The organism is Rhizobium sp. CIAT894, assembly GCF_000172795.2.
GTDB lineage: Bacteria > Pseudomonadota > Alphaproteobacteria > Rhizobiales > Rhizobiaceae > Rhizobium.
Genome location: NZ_CP020947.1, coordinates 1509062 through 1525194, shown reverse-complemented (window position 1 = coordinate 1525194; position 16133 = coordinate 1509062). Strand labels below are relative to the sequence as shown.

The following is a 16133-nucleotide window of genomic DNA, read 5'->3' as shown; positions in this document are numbered from 1 at the left end:
CTCAACCGGGACACCATCCGGCGTTCCGGGCATGCTCATTATTTCAGGCAGGCGGCCGTCATGGCCACGTCGCCTATGCAGTCCGGCGACGGCACGGTGACGCCGATCGCCCTTGCGGATTGTTCGACCGGCTCGGTTACCACAGCCGGTCTGGCGCTCGCCTGCGGCGCATCGCCCGGCAGCGGCACGCGCGGACCGATAGGAGCCGGCAAGGATGTCGCGCCCCCCGCCGGCTGCGACGCCGGAGCGCTGCGCACGGGAACGACCCGCGGCCGGCTGCCGATGGCAGGCGCCGGCTCATAACCGATCGGCATCGGGCTGGGGCGATAACCGCCCTCGTCGGGATAGACAGGCGCGCCGGTGCGTCCGAGCGCGACATCGGCCGGCGGCGGATTGCCGTAGGGGTTCCAGGTCGCACCGTCGAAGGTGCCGGTGACGGTATAACCGTAGACGATGCCCAGCAGCTGGCGCTCGCTCGCCCTAGCATCACAGAGACGCAGGCGCAGCTGGATCATGCCGAAATTGCGCGCTTGGCTCATGGCGTTGACGCTCGAGCGGATCTGCTGCCAGGCATAGATGCAGCTGTCGCCGGCAGGGCTGCGGCCGGAGGCGTAACCGAAGGGGCCATAAGCGTTCTGCAGGAAGGTCGCCGACGTCGCCATCGGCACGCCGGGAGCCGCGCGGGCCACTTCGCGACGGATGCCGCTCTCATTGATCATGCTGAAGCCCGCATCGCCCGCCCCGGGATTGGCCCCGGAAGCGCCGAGGAACTGCACCTTCAGAAAATTCTGGCCGGGCACGGAGGATGAGGTAAAGAGCGATACGGTCTGCTCGACGCCGTTGCCACGCTTGCGCTCGACGACGCTGACGATCGACGGGCCGCCCGGCGGCGGCAGCACCAGCGCCTTTTCAGGCGCCACGGTTTCGGGCCCGGAAGGCTGGCGCACACCGCCTGTCGAGGTGCAGCCGGCCATCGTGCTCAATACGGCCATCAGCGATATCGTCTTCCGCAAACGCATGTCTCGAGCCGCCGCATTCGTCTTTCAGATATCCATTCGCAAACCGAAACGCGACGGACCTTCGAATCAACGACCGACTGGCCGTTCACAGGGTATAAATCGCCAACATGGTTAACGAAGCGTAAAACACACCCCTGCCGTCATTGAACGAACGCGCACTGAACGTGATTCGAACAGCTCAACCGTATGGTGCACAAACTGATTTATCAACAACTTCGTTGTTGCTCATGGCGTCTGCCGTCTGCATTGGCCGAAAGGTTGCGCGGGAACTATGCCGCACGGCTGGCGTTGCCTTGATGTCTCAGGTTTAAGAAGGAGAACATCCCATGCGCAAGATCATGCTGGCTGCGGCCGCCATGCTGACCATCAGTTCCGCCGCCTTCGCGCAGAGCACCGTCATCGTCACCGATCCCGCACCGACCGCCTCTGTCGTGCTTCCTGGCGAGGTGCGGACCTATGTGATGGAGCAACAGACGCCGTCCGTCGTCTATGACGGCGATATCACGGTGGGCGCGACGCTGCCCGATACCGTGGAAGTGCATACCGTGCCGAATATTGACGGCTATGGCTATACCGTCATCAATGAGCGGCGTGTCATCGTCGAGCCGAAGACGCACCGTGTAATCCAGGTCCTGGAATAACGCGATCCCCAGCCGTGGGCGTGGAGTCGTGATGCTTCACGTCCTCTCGTCTTCCACTCTCGCCGATACGTTCAGAAGTTCGCGGATCTTGTGGGCGAGTTGCTCCAGGCTGAAGGGCTTGGCGAGCAGAGAGACGCCATGATCGAGCACCCCGTTGTGGACGATGGCATTGCGGGTATAGCCCGTCGTGTAGAGTATCCGGATCGACGGCCATTTTTCCTGGACGATATCGGCAAGCTGGCGTCCGCTCATCTGCGGCATGACGATATCAGTGAAGATCAGGTCGACGTCCCGATTTTCCTCGAGAACGAGAAGCGCTTCCATGCCGCTTGCCGCCTGCAATACGGTGTAACCGAGTTCATGCAGGCTTTCGGCGGTCATGATGCGGACGTTCTCATCATCCTCCACCACCAGGATCGTATCGTTGACGCTGCCCTGCGGGATCGGCTGGGCGCCGGCCGCATTCAACCGGGCATCCGTCACGCCGACACGACGGGGGAGATAGATCTTCACCGTCGTGCCCCTGTCGATCTCCGAATAGATCTTGATGTGGCCGCCGCTCTGCTTGATGTAGCCGTAGACTTGGCTGAGACCGAGACCGGTGCCCTTGCCGGGTCCCTTGGTGGTGTAGAACGGGTCGAAGGCGCGCTCGATCACCTCAGGCGACATGCCGGTGCCGGTGTCGGTCATGCTGATCATCACATATTGGCCGGCCGCGACCTCCGAATGCATGCGTGAATACCGCTCGTCGAGTTCGGTATTGGCCGTCTCGATCGTCAGATGCCCGCCGCCCGGCATGGCGTCGCGGGCGTTGACGGCAAGGTTGAGGATGGCGTTCTCAAGCTGGCTCAGATCGGCAAAGCTTGGCCAAAGGCCGCCGGCCAGCACGGTCTCGATCCGAATCTGCTCGCCGAGCGTACGCCGCAGCAGCTCCGACATGCCGCCGACCAGCTTGTTGAGATCGATCACTTCAGGGGCGAGCGGCTGCTGACGCGAGAAAGCGAGAAGACGCGCGGTCAGGACCGCGGCCCTCTGGGCGCCGTCTTTGGCGTTCTGGATCGAGTGCGGCAGGCGGGGATCCTCGTTTCCGCTCATACGCCGCTGGGCGAGATCGAGGTTGCCGATGATGATCGCCAGCATATTGTTGAAGTCATGCGCAACGCCGCCGGTGAGCTGACCGATGGTCTCCATCTTCTGCAGCTGGCGCACCTGCGCCTGAGCGGCGGCATTCTCCTCCATTTCGTGCCGGAGCTCGGCGGTGCGCTGGACCACCGTCTGTTCGAGGCGCGTGTTGAAGCTGTTGAGTTCATCGCGCAGGCGGCTCTGCCGGCCGTGCGCGATGATGATCATCTCCATCAGGCCGATGATGATCACCGCATTGACGAGGTAAGTCGAAAGGCCGACCCACTGGCCGGCGCTGATCGGCCAGAAGATATCGTGCGGCTCGACGAAAAACTGCTGGACAATGAAGGCGGCGAGTATCGCCGCGACAAAGCCCGGCCCGGCGCCGCCGATGAAACTCGCCAGCAATATCGCCGGAAGAAAGCTCAGGAAAGGAAAGCCCGAGAGATAGTCGCTGGCGGCAAGCCTGAGAAGAAACGTCAGGCCAACGAAGGCAACGGCCAGCGGATATGTATAACCCGGCCTATGACGCAGCCAATCCGTGGCGCTCAGCAAATCCATTCAAGATCCCTCGCTTACAGCGCCAAGCGGGCTTTTCGGACGCGCAAGAGGCACTGTAACACTTTGAAGTTCTGCATAATTTTATTCCCGAGTCGATTCCGATTTAAGGAATTATGCAAGAGCCGCCGCGAAGACGGCATCAGAGCTTTTACACATCGAATTTCACCCGGCAATATGCTGTTTCTCGCACTGCCGGACGTGACGTCTTGACGAGCCGCGCAAGCAGTTCCACATAAATCTCCATGCCCGGCAAGGGGAAGTGGGTGGACGGGAACATGAAAGACATATTCGTCGTCGAAGACGACGCGCTGATTGCCATGCTGCTCGAGGACATGCTCGCCGATCTCGGCTACCGCGTCTGCGCCAGCGCACCCGATCTGGAACGGGCGCTTGTCGCCGCCAGGGACGCGGATTTCGACGCTGCCATTCTCGACGTGTCGCTTGCGGGGCAGAGTTCGCTGCCGGTCGCAAAACTGCTCGACGAACGCGGAAAACCCTATATCTACGCGACGGGATACGGTGCGGCCCCTGCCGGCAGCAGCCCGAGCACATTGCCGGTGCTGCAAAAACCCTTCCAGCTCAGTGAACTCGAACAGGCGATGAAGCGGCTTACCGAAGCCTGATGGATGCCGCCCGAAAGGTGCAGCGGTTCCGGGATAACGACATGCCTAAAAACAAGGAGCGAAGCGCCTCGCTTCAATCACGTTTGACGCGATGGGCCTTGGAGCCCTTCCCGGTCAGCGCACCTGATCGAGCAGACGCTTGCATTCCAGCAGGTCATAGAGCGCTTCCTGCAGCAATGCCCTGTCTTCCTTGCCGACGCTCGACTTGCCGATCGAGACTTCCTGCTCGTCGTCACCAGCCACAAAATTGAAGAAGCGGCGGGTAATCGGCGGCTTTGCGCGGCCGACAATCTGGTCTTCGTCGGACATGCCGACACGCGGTTCACCGGCGCTCGCCTCCTGCACGCCCGACGCAAGCGCCTCGACGCTGGCGAGATCGCCATGGCCGACCGATATGACGAACTTGTTGCCGTTGGTTTTCAGAAGTTTCTGCACGCCCTTGATCGTATAGCCGTGATCATAGAGCAAATGCCGGATGCCCTTGAGAAGATCCACATCTTCGGGCCGGTAGTAACGGCGGCCGCCGCCGCGCTTCATCGGCTTTATCTGGGGAAACCGCGTCTCCCAGAAGCGCAGCACATGCTGCGGCAGATCAAGATCGTCTGCGACTTCGCTGATGGTGCGAAAGGCATCGGGGCTCTTGTCCAACGTCATACTGCTACGCGACCTCGCGGCTCGATCCAACGGCGACTCATCATATTTCAACGGTTTGGCGTCGACAATTCAAGTCATGTCTCGACGTTGCGCACAACGATGGACAGTGCAAAAGCAAAAAACGCCATTTCAGAAACGGAAGGCCGATGCTCAGGAGGCCGGATTCTGCGGCTTCAGCTTGACCTTGCGAGAGACATGCGCCTTGAGGATGCGCGTTTTCAGCACGTTCGACGCCTTGAAGGTCATGACCCGGCGAGGGGAAATCGGAACCTCCTCGCCAGTCTTGGGGTTGCGGCCGATCCGCTCGTTCTTGTCGCGCACCTGGAAGGTGGCGAAGGAGGAAAGCTTGACGGTTTCGCCACGCACGATGGCGTTGCAAACTTCGTCGATGACCGTTTCCACCAGTTCCGCGGATTCGGTCCGGGAAAGCCCGACCTTTCGGAAAACGGATTCCGCCAAGTCTGCGCGCGTCACTGTTTTTCCGGTCATGGTTTCCCCGCCCATTTCAAATATTTTGTGAAATCGCGCAAAGAATATTTGTCTTGCGCGTCACGGTCAAGCTCTTGTTCGCCGCCAGTTTTTCAGGATTTACGCACTACCAGCGCAGCAGAACGGCGCCCCAGGTAAAGCCGCCGCCCATCGCTTCGAGCATCACCAGGTCGCCCTTCTTGATGCGGCCGTCGCCGGCAGCGGTCGCAAGCGCGAGCGGGATCGAGGCCGCCGAGGTATTGCCGTGCAGATCGACCGTTACGACGACCTTCGCCGCATCGATGTTCAGCTTCTTCGCCGAGCCGTCGATGATGCGTCGATTGGCCTGGTGCGGCACCAGCCAATCGAGGTCCTCGGCGGTGGTGCCGGTGGAATCGAAGGCCGCCTGAATGACATCGGTGATCATGCCCACGGCATATTTGAAGACCTCGCGGCCTTCCATGCGCAGCTTGCCGACGGTGCCCGTCGTCGACGGGCCGCCATCGACATAGAGCTTTTCCTTGTGCGAGCCGTCGGAACGCAGGTGCGCCGTCAGCACGCCGCGGTCGGCAACGGTGCCCTCGCCTTCGCTCGCTTCGAGCACGATCGCACCGGCGCCGTCGCCGAAAAGCACGCAGGTGGTGCGGTCGTTCCAGTCGAGAATGCGCGAAAAGGTTTCGGCGCCGATGACGAGTACGCGCTTTGCAAGCCCGCCGCGGATATAGGCATCCGCCGTCGTGACCGCATAGACGAAACCGGTGCAGACGGCCTGGACGTCGAAGGCGAAGCCGTGGCTCATGCCGAGACGGTTCTGGATGTTGACCGAGGTTGCCGGAAAGGTGTTATCCGGCGTCGAGGTGGCACAGATGATGAGATCGATATCGGCCGGCGTCAGGCCGCCATTGGCAAGGGCCGCGCGCGCGGCGGCCTCGCCGAGCGACGCCGTCGTCTCGTCATCGCCGGCGAGATAACGCTGGCGGATGCCGGTGCGCTGGACGATCCATTCGTCGGATGTGTCGACGATCGCCTCCATGTCACCATTGGTCATCACGCGCTTCGGAAGTGCGGCTCCGAACCCGCGAACCACTGAACGGATCATCTTCGATTGAACCCCATCGCTCATGCAGCTTCCGGGCCCATCGGGGGCAGCCGCTTGGCATGATATTTCTTAAGATCGTTTTCTATTTTCTGATTGAGGCCGTTCTTGGCCATGTCGTAGCCGACTTCGATGGCGGCTGCGATGCCTTCGGCATTCGCTCCACCATGGCTCTTGATGACAATGCCGTTCAGGCCGAGAAACACGCCGCCATTGACCTTGCTCGGATCGAGCTTCTCGCGAAGCAGATCGAAAGCGCTTTTGGCGAAGAGATAGCCGATGCGGGCGAGCAGCGTGCGCGACATGGCGGCGCGCAGATATTCGCCGATCTGCTTGGCGGTGCCTTCGGCGGTCTTCAGCGCGATATTGCCGGAAAATCCTTCGGTGACGACGACGTCGACCGTGCCCTTGCCAAGGTCGTTGCCCTCGACAAAGCCGGAATATTCGAGCGAATCGATATTCGCCTCGCGCAACAGCCGGCCGGCCTCCTTGACCTCTTCCTGGCCCTTCATCTCCTCGACGCCGACATTCAGCAGGCCGACCGTCGGACGTTCGACCTCGAATAGCGCACGCGCCATGGCGCCGCCCATCAGGGCAAAATCCATCAGCTGCTGGGCATCGGCACCGATCGTCGCACCGACGTCGAGCACGATGCTTTCACCCTTCAGCGTCGGCCAGATCGCGGCGATCGCCGGGCGCTCGATATTGGCCATGGTGCGCAGACAGAACTTCGCCATCGCCATCAGCGCGCCGGTATTACCGGCCGAGACCGCAACATCGGCCTCCCCCGTCTTCACCGCCTCGATCGAACGCCACATGGTGGAGATATAGCGGCCGCGGCGCAGCGCCTGGCTCGGCTTCTCATCCATGCCGACGGCGAGCTCGCAGTCGTGAAAGAGCGATTTTTCCTTGAGTTTCGGAAACCTGGCGAGAACCGGATCGCACTGTTCCTTGAGACCATAGAAAACGAAGGAAATATCCGGATGCCGATCCAGCGCCTTGGCGGCGCCGGGGATGACAACCTGGGGACCAAAGTCGCCACCCATGAGGTCGAGAGATATTCTGATCACGCGTCCCTGATCCTTCTTTTCGCCGAGGGCGAAATTTCGGCCAAAATACCGGTTTTGGCGTCGCTTACAACTGAATTATATCAAATGCCAGAGACGCTTCAGTCCTTTTTCCAATCTTTGAGAGCAGCGAAAGCCGAGGGCTTTTTGTCGTTCTCGCCGCTGTCCTCGATATGGCCTGCGAATTCGATGCCCTCCTTGCGCGGATAGGGATCGATCGCGAGAGCGGCAAATTCGGCAACCACCTCGCCTGCATCGATCGTATCGCCGACAAAGGTCTCGGGCAGATCGGGGCCGTCGGGATCGAGCAACATCTCGCCAGCGTCGTTACCGGGCTGGCGGGCAAGTTTGGAGTCCTCCGGCACGAAGATCTGCTCGAAGCTCTCGTCGATGGCGGATTCGACCGGTTCCAGCGTCACGACGCAGGACTGGACGATCTTCGCCTGAACGCGGCCCTTGATGCGCACGCCGTCGCGCTTCCAGCGGGCAATCTGCAGATCGGCGCTCAGATCGTCAACGGAGACGACGTTCCAGCTTTTGGCGAGCGCCTTCAATTCGCTGGCGTCGGCCTCGACATGGACCTCGACGGGGTTGGCCGAGATATGGCCGACCTTGACGTGATAGGAGAAGGGAACTTCGTCCCGATCGTTCTTCATCGTTTCCTCCTTCAGGCAGCCGGCGGGTGAGCAACCGGCGGCAGCGTTGCCGTACCGGTGGCGATCACCTCTTCGGCGAGGGCCGACAGATGCGATTCCGCCGCCGTCATCCATCCGGCGAGGCCGGCCATATCGGCCGGTGCAGCGGTTTCGGGATAGATATTGCGTTGAAGAGCGAGAGCGAGCGCTTCGGCATCGCGTACGTCCATCGCCTTCGAATAGGCTTCGAGCCGGCCGTAAAACATGCCGGCAAGCTTCTTCATGCGCTTCGGCACGCTGTTGTCGCCGATGCCAAGTTCACGGATCGAATAGTCGATATCCTGGAAGAAGGCGTCGACGATCTCCTGGGCGATCTCCTGGCCGCTGGTGGCGGAGCTGCGCGTGCGGCGAAAAAACAGAATCATGACGATCGACAACATCTCGAAACGGCCCATGACCGTATCCGGCACATTGAGCCGCTCATAGATCTCCGGCATGCGCGCAGCCGCCGTGAGCGCCGCATATTGCCGGTCGACGATTGCCTGATTGTTGTTTTTCTTGCGGAAGAGCCCGAAGATCATTGTTTTTTCCGGAAATGCCTCATTCTTCACGCCGGCTGGCCTCTGGCCTTGTTGCATGATTTCGAAAGCTGGTTTACCGAAGCAGGCGCGAATTGCAATGCCGATCGTGGCCAGTTTCGGGACGACGCCTTCGATGCGTCGGCGAAGCGAATTCGGGATATTCGACCCGGAATGGCCACAATGGTTTTGCAGGAGGTAAGCGTGCAAGGCCCAGAATGGCTGCTATCGATACTCAAGGGAGTAGATGTCGTTGAAGAAACGGTATTTCAAGTCTGACGTGAAATTCTTCAGCAGTGCGGCCATTGCCTTGATAATCGCCTCCACATCAGCCCTTTCCGGTTGCCAGACGAGCACCGTGCTCAATGGTGGATATGTCGCCGACCAGCAGTCGCTGAACCTCGTTCCGGAAGGCTCGAGCCGCGAGCAAGTGCTGCTTTCGCTCGGCACCCCGTCGACGACGGCGACCTTCGACGGCGAAGTCTTCTATTACATCTCGCAGCGGCGCACCCGTGCCGTCGCCTTCCAGAAGCTGAAGGTCGTCGACCAGAGCGTTCTGGCGATCTATTTCGACAAGGACGGCGTTGTGAGCCGCCGCGCCAATTACACCCTGCAGGACGGCAAGGTGTTCGACACGATCGGACGCGTCACGCCGACCGGCGGCAAGGAACTCACCTTCCTGCAGCAGATGCTCTCCGGCGGCAGCGCCGCGAGCGCCGCCCGCAGCCTGTTCGGCGGCGGCGCCGGCGGCACGCCGCAGAACCCGAGCAGCCTGCGCTGAGCCAACGCCTCGTTCGAAAAACCCGCCGGATCGCTCCGGCGGGTTTTTTACTTCATCGCGGCTCGGGAGATTGCCGATGCCGGCCCCTCATCCGCCTGCCGGCACCTTCTCCCCGTAAACGGGGCGAAGGGACCAAACCTCGACCTCTCCGTTCCCATTTACCTCTCGCAGGGCACGTCCCCTCTCCCCGTTTTTACGGGGAGAGGGTTAGGGTGAGGGGCTGCCAGCCGCTATTGCGGCATCAACCGGCGAGAACGGCGAGAAGCAGCAACGCCACGATGTTGGTGATCTTGATCGCCGGGTTGACGGCCGGGCCGGCAGTATCCTTGTAGGGATCGCCGACGGTATCGCCGGTGACGGAGGCCTTGTGCGCATCCGAGCCCTTCATGTGACGCATGCCATCCTTGTCGACGAAACCGTCCTCGAAGCTCTTCTTGGCATTGTCCCAGGCGCCGCCGCCCGATGTCATCGAGATGGCGACGAAGAGGCCATTGATGATGACGCCGAGCAGCGATGCGCCGAGCGCAGCAAAGGCCGAGGCCTTGGAGCCGGAGATGAGAAGCACGCCGAAATAGACGACGATGGGCGCCAGCACCGGCAAGAGCGACGGCACGATCATCTCGCGGATCGCCGCCTTGGTCAGAAGGTCAACGGCCTTGCCGTAATCCGGCTTTTCCGTGCCCTGCATGATGCCCGGCTTTTCCTTGAACTGACGGCGGACTTCCTCGACGATCGCGCCTGCCGCACGGCCGACGGCGGTCATTGCGATACCGCCGAAAAGATAGGGAACGAGACCGCCGAAGATCAATCCGGCCACCACATAGGGGTTGGAAAGATCGAAGGAGATATCGCCTATGCCGGCGAAATAAGGGAATTTGTCGCCATTCGCCGCAAAATATTTGAGATCGTAGGAGTAGGCTGCGAAGAGAACCAATGCGCCGAGACCGGCCGAACCAATGGCATAACCCTTGGTGACGGCTTTGGTCGTGTTACCGACAGCATCGAGCGCATCCGTGGATTTGCGCACCTCCGGCGGCAGATGCGACATTTCGGCGATACCGCCGGCATTGTCCGTCACCGGTCCGAACGCGTCGAGCGCGACGATCATCCCGGCAATGCCCAGCATCGCGGTGACCGCAATACCAGTGCCGAAAAGGCCGCCGAGCTGATAGGTGGTGAGAATGCCGCCAACGATGACGATCGCCGGCAGTGCCGTCGATTCCAGCGAGACGGCCAGGCCCTGTATGACATTGGTGCCGTGACCGGTGACCGAAGCCTGGGCGATCGAGACGACCGGACGCTTGCCGGTGCCGGTATAATATTCAGTGATCACCACGATCAGCGCGGTGACGAGGAGGCCAACGACGCCGCAGAAGAACAGGTGCGTGCCTGAAATGTCGACGCCTCCGATCGCGCCGAGCGAGCCCCAGCCGACCGTCAGCGAGGTAGCGGCGCCAAGACCGACGATCGACAGCAGGCCGGTGACGATGAGGCCCTTGTAGAGGGCGCCCATGATCGAGCCGTTCGAGCCGAGCTTGACGAAGAAGCTGCCGATGATCGAGGTGATGATGCAGGCGCCGCAGATCGCCAGCGGATAGATCATCGCAGACTGGAGGATCGGCGCACCGGCAAAGAAGATCGCGGCAAGGACCATGGTGGCGACGACGGAAACCGCATAGGTCTCGAAAAGGTCGGCGGCCATGCCGGCGCAGTCGCCGACATTGTCGCCGACGTTATCGGCAATCGTTGCCGGGTTGCGCGGATCGTCCTCGGGAATGCCGGCTTCCACCTTGCCGACAAGGTCGCCGCCGACATCGGCGCCCTTGGTGAAGATGCCGCCGCCGAGACGGGCAAAGATCGAGATCAGCGAAGCGCCGAAGCCGAGCGCCACCAGCGCATCGATGACTTCGCGCGAGCCGCTCTCATGGCCGAGGCCGACGGTCAGAATGGTATAGTAGATGGAGACGCCGAGCAGTGCGAGGCCGGCCACCAGCATGCCGGTGATCGCACCTGATTTGAAGGCGATGTCGAGGCCGGCGGAGAGGCTGGCGGAAGCCGCCTGGGCGGTGCGCACATTGGCGCGAACGGAGACGTGCATGCCGATAAAGCCGGCAGCACCTGATAGTATGGCGCCGATCAGGAAGCCGATGGCGGCCTCGGCGGAAAGAAGCAGCCAGGCTGCGATGAAAACGACAACGCCGACAAGGGCAATGGTTCTGTACTGGCGCGTCAGATACGCTTGAGCGCCTTCGCGGATATAACCCGCGATCTCCTGCATCCGGCTGTTGCCCTGATCGGCGGCAAGCACCGACCGGGTTGCCCAGGCGGCATAGACCACCGAGAGCAGACCGCATGCAATTACGCATAAAAGAATGGTCATTTCGCTCTTTCCTCCCATAGGCCGGAGCTCACTCCTTCTCCGGCAGATACGCCGCCGACTCGCTTCCTCTCCACAGAAATGCCACAGCTAAGCGGTGCGGAGATTGCGTGGTCGATCACGTGGCGTCAAGACCGCAACGGGCGAAAACCGTTGCAGTGCCAAGAAAGACTTAGGGAGATTGTTTGGCGGCTAAGGACTTACTTCTTCGCCTCGCCGCGGACCTGCTTGGCGATGCGGTCGAGCACGGCGTTGACGAGTTTCGGCTCGTCGTCCTCGAAAAAGGCCTGGGCGATCTCGACATATTCGGTGACGATGACCGCCACCGGGACGTCCTTGCGGTCGGTGATCTCGAAAACGCCGGCGCGCAGGATGGCGCGCACGGTGCTGTCGAGGCGCGACAAGGCCCAATCATCCTGCAGCGCTGCGGCAATCAGCGGATCGAGGCGAACCTGATCGCGCACGACGCCGGAGACGATGGAACGGAACCAGGCGGCATCGGCCTTCAGATAGGTCGCGCCGTCGAGTTCCTGGCCAAGACGATGCGCCTCGTATTCGGCGACGATCTCCAGAACGCCGGTGCCGCCGACATCCATCTGATAAAGCGCCTGAACGGCAGCAAGGCGGGCAGCGCCCCGCTGGTTCGCAGTCTTGACCGGCCGTTCCGTCTTGTCGTCGTTCATTCGTTATGCACCCAGTTTCTGCTTCAGCTCGATCATGGTCAGAGCTGCGCGAGCGGCAAATCCGCCCTTGTCCTTGTCCGAGCGGCGTGCGCGCGCCCATGCCTGTTCGTCGTTTTCGACGGTCAGGATGCCGTTGCCGATAGCAAGGGACTCACTGACCGCAAGATCCATCAAAGCGCGCGAGGATTCGTTCGACACGATATCGAAGTGATAGGTCTCGCCGCGAATGACCATGCCGAGCGCGACATAGCCGTCATAATGCGTTCCGCCATTGTCGTTTCCATCGAGCGACATGGCAATCGCCGCCGGAATTTCCAGTGCGCCGGGAACTGTGACGACCTCAAAGGTGGCGCCGGCCTCCTGCAACGCGAAGGTCGCGCCTTCGAGCAGGGCATCGGCCATGTCGTCGTAGAAGCGGGCTTCAACGATCAAAATATGGGGAGCGGTCTCTCTCGGCATGGTTCACCTTCGTTTTGTGGGGCGTTTTCCACTCGGCAGCCCGCGGTCAAAACATGCCTTCATCAGAATGGCAAGCACTTTCGGCCGATGCCGCAACGCCAAAGAAGAAATATCCGCAAGGGGATAGCCGCGCCGCGCTTGCGTCACCGGGCAAGCGTCTGAAACCCGCGTTTCCGAATGCCTGGAAAACGGCAATTCGAAGGCCGTTTTCATGAACAATTCTTAATGTGTTTTCAGTGGCTTAACCCATTGAATCGCGAAAGGGCCAACGCCAATTCCATATCGTGACGCAGACGATCCCCTGCAAAGACAGCCGACCGTCAAAGCAGATGAAAGGATACCATCATGAACCGCGTTGTCACCCTCACCATTGCAGCTGCCCTCTCCTCTCTCGCATTTGCCGGTGTCAGCCGGGCCGAAAGCCTCGGGATGAACACGGCCCAGGGCATCGAGCAGACACTCCGGACCTTCCAGGGCAATGATTTCAATGTCGAGCAGGTCCACAACTGGCGCAACCTCGACGACGAAAGCACCGGTCCGCGCTCGGCGCCGGAACGTTCCGGCCAGGCAATACGCGGCATTCAGGCCTCGATCGACGCCAACCGGTCGCTTGCCCACCGTCTCAACAATGAAGGCGTCGACGTCCGCAACATCGTCAATGCCGAGCAGGCAGCCGATGGAAGCCTGACCTTCTATGTCCGCTGACGGCTCCAGCGCATCCCGAAAAATCGAAACCGATCTTGCGGGATGCGGGTGAACGGAATCGAGCGTCGTGGCGTCCTCTCCGATGTGCGGCGCTCACAGCATGGGCGGCGGTCTCCTCTCCGCCCATGCCGGGGATTTCTGAAATGGGCATTGAATTTTCCTCAGATGATGGCTTCTCTTGCGGCAACAGGAGGACATCATGACCAGGGAATCGAAGGCGGTGATCAATATCGCCGGTCTCAAGCTCGACCACTGGAAACAGGGCGAGTTCTATGAAGGCGCCGACACCTCGCTCGGCACGCTTCTCGGCCTGGCCGGCCTCGGCGTCAGCTACAACGAAGTACCGCCGGGCAAAACGGGCTGCCCCTTCCATAATCATCATGTCGAAGACGAGCTTTTCTATGTGATTGCGGGCGCCGGCGAATACCGCTTCGGCGACGAGCGCCATCCGATCAAGGCAGGCGACGTGCTCGGCGCGCCGGCCGGCGGACCGGAAACGGCGCACCAGATCATCAACACCGGCACGGCCACCCTCGTCTATCTCGGCATCTCGACGATGGCGAAGACCGAGATTGTCGAATACCCCGATTCCGGAAAGTTCCTCGCCAAGACGAACCGAAAGGCCGGGCGCTTCCGTCATATCGGACGGCAGCAAGGCGACCTCGACTACTGGGACGGCGAACCCGGCGCTTGAGCGCGCGATTCCATAAGGATCCGATATGACCGATATTCCGAGCCTCGAAACGGAGCGACTGAAGCTTCGCCCTCACCATCTCGACGATTTCGAGGCGCATGCAGCACTCTGGGCGGACGAGGACGTCGTGCGCTTCATCAGCGGCGTGGCCTCGACGCGGGAACAGAGCTGGAGCCGCATGCTGCGCCTGGCCGGCATGTGGCACCATATGGGCTTCGGCTTTCTTGCAATCGTCGAGAAAGCGAGCGGCCGCTTCATCGGCGAAGCGGGCTTCATGGAATCCCGCCGGGAGATGGATCCCCCGATCGAGGGAACGATGGAGCTCGGCTGGGCGCTCATGCCCTCGGCGCACGGCCGCGGCTATGCCACCGAGGCGCTGAATGCGCTGATCGGCTGGGCCGAGCGCTATTTTCCGGGAAAGCCGATGAGCTGCATCATAAGCCCGGAGAACCAGGCTTCGCTCAGGGTCGCAGCCAAGCTCGGGTTTCGCGAGACGGTGCGCACGCATTATAATGGGGAAGTCATTCAGTTTTCGCGCTAGAGCATGATGCCGAAAAGTGTGAGCGGTTTTCGGGCGACTCATGCTCTAACTCTTTAATTTAGAACAGGATTCAGATTTAAGGCCGACCCGGCCTTAAATCATCCTGTTCTAGGGAATTCTGCCAAGCGGTCAACATAGCGCCAACCGCACCGGCCCGACGCTCGTGGCACGATCTCACACCGCAGATACTTTCGGATCTGCGGTGTGAGATGACAGTACGGGATACCGTGCGTCAGGCCGACTTGATGAGCGCGCAGACCTTGTCGACGATCTCCATCTCCATATCAGGATAGATGGGAAGGCAGAGCACCTGCAGAGCGGCTTCGGTTGCGACCTGCAGATTCGCAGGCTGCGCGGAAGGCAGGCTGCGGTACATCGAGAAGCTTGAAATCAGCGGATAGAAATAACGGCGCGGATGAATGCTGTTTTCCTTCAGCAACTCGTAGAGCCCGTCGCGCGAAATGGGATATTCAGGGCGTATGAGGATCGGGAAATAAGAGAAGTTGGAGACGATCTCGCCGGAACGATCCAGACATTTTATGCCCGCAACGCCATGAAGCCGCTCACGGTATGCACGGTCGATGAGCTCACGCCTTTCCAAGGCGAACTTGATGTATTTCAGCTGCAACAGGCCGAGCGCAGCGTTGAATTCGCTCATCTTGCCGTTGGTGCCTGGCGCCACCACGGTCACTTCATCGACGTAACCGAAGTTCTTCAGCTGGTCGATTCGGGTCTTCGTCTTGACATCAGGGCAGATAATGGCCCCGCCTTCGAATGTGTTGAAGACCTTCGTCGCGTGGAAGCTCAGGATGGAAAGGTCACCGTGATTGAGAATGCTTCCTCGTTCGTCTTCCACGCCAAAGGCATGGGCGGCGTCATAGATGACCTTGAGATTATAGAGATCGGCGATCTTCTGGATCGAATCGACGTCGCAAGGGTGGCCGTAGCAATGCACCGGCATGATCGCCGTCGTCTGCTGCGTGATCGCCGCCCCGATCTTCGTTGGATCGAGATTGAGCGTCACCGGGTCGATGTCGACGAAGACGGGTTTTAAGCCGTTCCAGAGAAGTGAATGCGAAGTGGCCACGAAGGAATAGGGCGTGGTAATGACTTCGCCCGTGACGCGGAGCGCCTGAAGCGCCGTCAGCAGCGCAACGGTAGCGTTCGAAAACAGGCTGATGTGCTTCACGCCGAGATGGCTGCAGAGCTCCTGCTCCAGTTGCTCGTGGAATGGCCCGCCATTGGTCAGGATGCGATTGTTCCAGATCGCTTCCAGCGAAGGAATGAATTCTTCGAGCGGCGGCAGGCTGGGCTTCGTTACATAGATCTTTTCGTTTTTCATGACGCCGTCCAAAGTTAGGCACTATCACGCAGTTGGCCTGACACGAACATCACGGCCTAACCTGTTCCCAAGCTGACCAGCGAAATT

19 protein-coding genes are annotated in these 16133 nt (G+C 60.7%); 6 read left to right on the top strand and 13 right to left on the bottom strand.

From position 1 onward, the window contains the following. Positions 1–38: 38 nt before the first annotated feature. Entirely contained in the window at positions 39–1019 is a 981-nt protein-coding gene (gene bcsN, locus RHEC894_RS07610) for a cellulose biosynthesis protein BcsN (protein WP_085736830.1), read from the bottom strand. A 326-nt stretch (positions 1020–1345) separates the two neighbouring features. On the opposite strand from bcsN, the gene RHEC894_RS07605 reads away from it, so the two are divergent. Further along, a complete protein-coding gene (locus RHEC894_RS07605) occupies positions 1346–1660 on the top strand; it encodes a DUF1236 domain-containing protein (RefSeq protein WP_085736829.1) in 315 nt (104 codons plus the stop codon). A 36-nt stretch (positions 1661–1696) separates the two neighbouring features. Here RHEC894_RS07605 and RHEC894_RS07600 read toward each other — a convergent pair whose 3' ends face one another. Beyond that, on the bottom strand, positions 1697–3343 hold the full coding sequence (locus tag RHEC894_RS07600; RefSeq protein ID WP_085736828.1) for an ATP-binding protein: 1647 nt from the start codon (positions 3341–3343) through the stop codon (positions 1697–1699). 275 nt (positions 3344–3618) lie between these two features. Between RHEC894_RS07600 and RHEC894_RS07595 the strand changes: the two genes are divergently transcribed. Further along, positions 3619–3966: a response regulator gene (locus RHEC894_RS07595; protein WP_085736827.1), complete on the top strand. Its 348-nt coding sequence runs from the start codon at positions 3619–3621 to the stop codon at positions 3964–3966. 114 nt (positions 3967–4080) lie between these two features. Here the strand turns inward: RHEC894_RS07595 and RHEC894_RS07590 are convergent, their stop codons facing one another. The 6 genes from RHEC894_RS07590 to RHEC894_RS07565 form a co-directional block, all read right to left on the bottom strand. Further along, entirely contained in the window at positions 4081–4620 is a 540-nt protein-coding gene (locus RHEC894_RS07590) for a MerR family transcriptional regulator (protein WP_010068984.1), read from the bottom strand. A 150-nt stretch (positions 4621–4770) separates the two neighbouring features. Then, a complete protein-coding gene (locus RHEC894_RS07585; protein ID WP_003574027.1) occupies positions 4771–5109 on the bottom strand; it encodes an integration host factor subunit alpha in 339 nt (112 codons plus the stop codon). A 106-nt stretch (positions 5110–5215) separates the two neighbouring features. Next, positions 5216–6187, bottom strand: coding sequence for a beta-ketoacyl-ACP synthase III (locus RHEC894_RS07580; RefSeq protein WP_085738896.1), 972 nt, complete (start codon positions 6185–6187; stop codon positions 5216–5218). 20 nt (positions 6188–6207) lie between these two features. Next, the gene (plsX, locus tag RHEC894_RS07575) at positions 6208–7254 is read right to left on the bottom strand and encodes a phosphate acyltransferase PlsX (protein ID WP_085736826.1); all 1047 of its coding nucleotides are present in this window, start codon (positions 7252–7254) and stop codon (positions 6208–6210) included. Positions 7255–7352: 98 nt separating this feature from the next. Beyond that, positions 7353–7907 carry a DUF177 domain-containing protein gene (locus RHEC894_RS07570; protein WP_010068747.1) on the bottom strand — a complete coding sequence of 185 codons (555 nt, stop codon included), beginning with the start codon at positions 7905–7907 and terminating at the stop codon, positions 7353–7355. A gap of 11 nt (positions 7908–7918) precedes the next feature. After that, positions 7919–8524, bottom strand: a complete 606-nt coding sequence (locus tag RHEC894_RS07565) for a ubiquinol-cytochrome C chaperone family protein (RefSeq protein WP_085738895.1) — start codon at positions 8522–8524, stop codon at positions 7919–7921. A 187-nt stretch (positions 8525–8711) separates the two neighbouring features. Between RHEC894_RS07565 and RHEC894_RS07560 the strand changes: the two genes are divergently transcribed. Further along, a complete protein-coding gene (locus RHEC894_RS07560; protein WP_085736825.1) occupies positions 8712–9245 on the top strand; it encodes an outer membrane protein assembly factor BamE in 534 nt (177 codons plus the stop codon). Positions 9246–9486: 241 nt separating this feature from the next. On the opposite strand, the gene RHEC894_RS07555 is transcribed toward RHEC894_RS07560, so the two are convergent. The 4 genes from RHEC894_RS07555 to RHEC894_RS32320 all read right to left on the bottom strand — a co-directional run bounded on the left by RHEC894_RS07555 (position 9487) and on the right by RHEC894_RS32320 (position 12977). Then, positions 9487–11625, bottom strand: a complete 2139-nt coding sequence (locus tag RHEC894_RS07555; protein WP_085736824.1) for a sodium-translocating pyrophosphatase — start codon at positions 11623–11625, stop codon at positions 9487–9489. A gap of 197 nt (positions 11626–11822) precedes the next feature. Continuing rightward, positions 11823–12305, bottom strand: coding sequence for a transcription antitermination factor NusB (gene nusB, locus RHEC894_RS07550; protein WP_010068697.1), 483 nt, complete (start codon positions 12303–12305; stop codon positions 11823–11825). A 3-nt stretch (positions 12306–12308) separates the two neighbouring features. Then, positions 12309–12764 (bottom strand): 6,7-dimethyl-8-ribityllumazine synthase, encoded by a 456-nt coding sequence (gene ribH, locus RHEC894_RS07545; protein WP_010068698.1) that lies wholly within the window; start codon positions 12762–12764, stop codon positions 12309–12311. A 3-nt stretch (positions 12765–12767) separates the two neighbouring features. Further along, positions 12768–12977, bottom strand: coding sequence for a hypothetical protein (locus RHEC894_RS32320; RefSeq protein ID WP_125460950.1), 210 nt, complete (start codon positions 12975–12977; stop codon positions 12768–12770). A 132-nt stretch (positions 12978–13109) separates the two neighbouring features. Between RHEC894_RS32320 and RHEC894_RS07540 the strand changes: the two genes are divergently transcribed. From RHEC894_RS07540 to RHEC894_RS07530, 3 genes are all read left to right on the top strand, one after another. Then, positions 13110–13469 (top strand): hypothetical protein, encoded by a 360-nt coding sequence (locus RHEC894_RS07540; RefSeq protein ID WP_010068699.1) that lies wholly within the window; start codon positions 13110–13112, stop codon positions 13467–13469. A 199-nt stretch (positions 13470–13668) separates the two neighbouring features. Further along, a complete protein-coding gene (locus RHEC894_RS07535) occupies positions 13669–14163 on the top strand; it encodes a cupin domain-containing protein (protein ID WP_085736823.1) in 495 nt (164 codons plus the stop codon). A 25-nt stretch (positions 14164–14188) separates the two neighbouring features. Beyond that, positions 14189–14704: a GNAT family N-acetyltransferase gene (locus tag RHEC894_RS07530; RefSeq protein ID WP_085736822.1), complete on the top strand. Its 516-nt coding sequence runs from the start codon at positions 14189–14191 to the stop codon at positions 14702–14704. A 232-nt stretch (positions 14705–14936) separates the two neighbouring features. On the opposite strand, the gene RHEC894_RS07525 is transcribed toward RHEC894_RS07530, so the two are convergent. Then, the gene (locus RHEC894_RS07525) at positions 14937–16046 is read right to left on the bottom strand and encodes a DegT/DnrJ/EryC1/StrS family aminotransferase (RefSeq protein ID WP_085738894.1); all 1110 of its coding nucleotides are present in this window, start codon (positions 16044–16046) and stop codon (positions 14937–14939) included. Positions 16047–16133 lie beyond the last annotated feature (87 nt).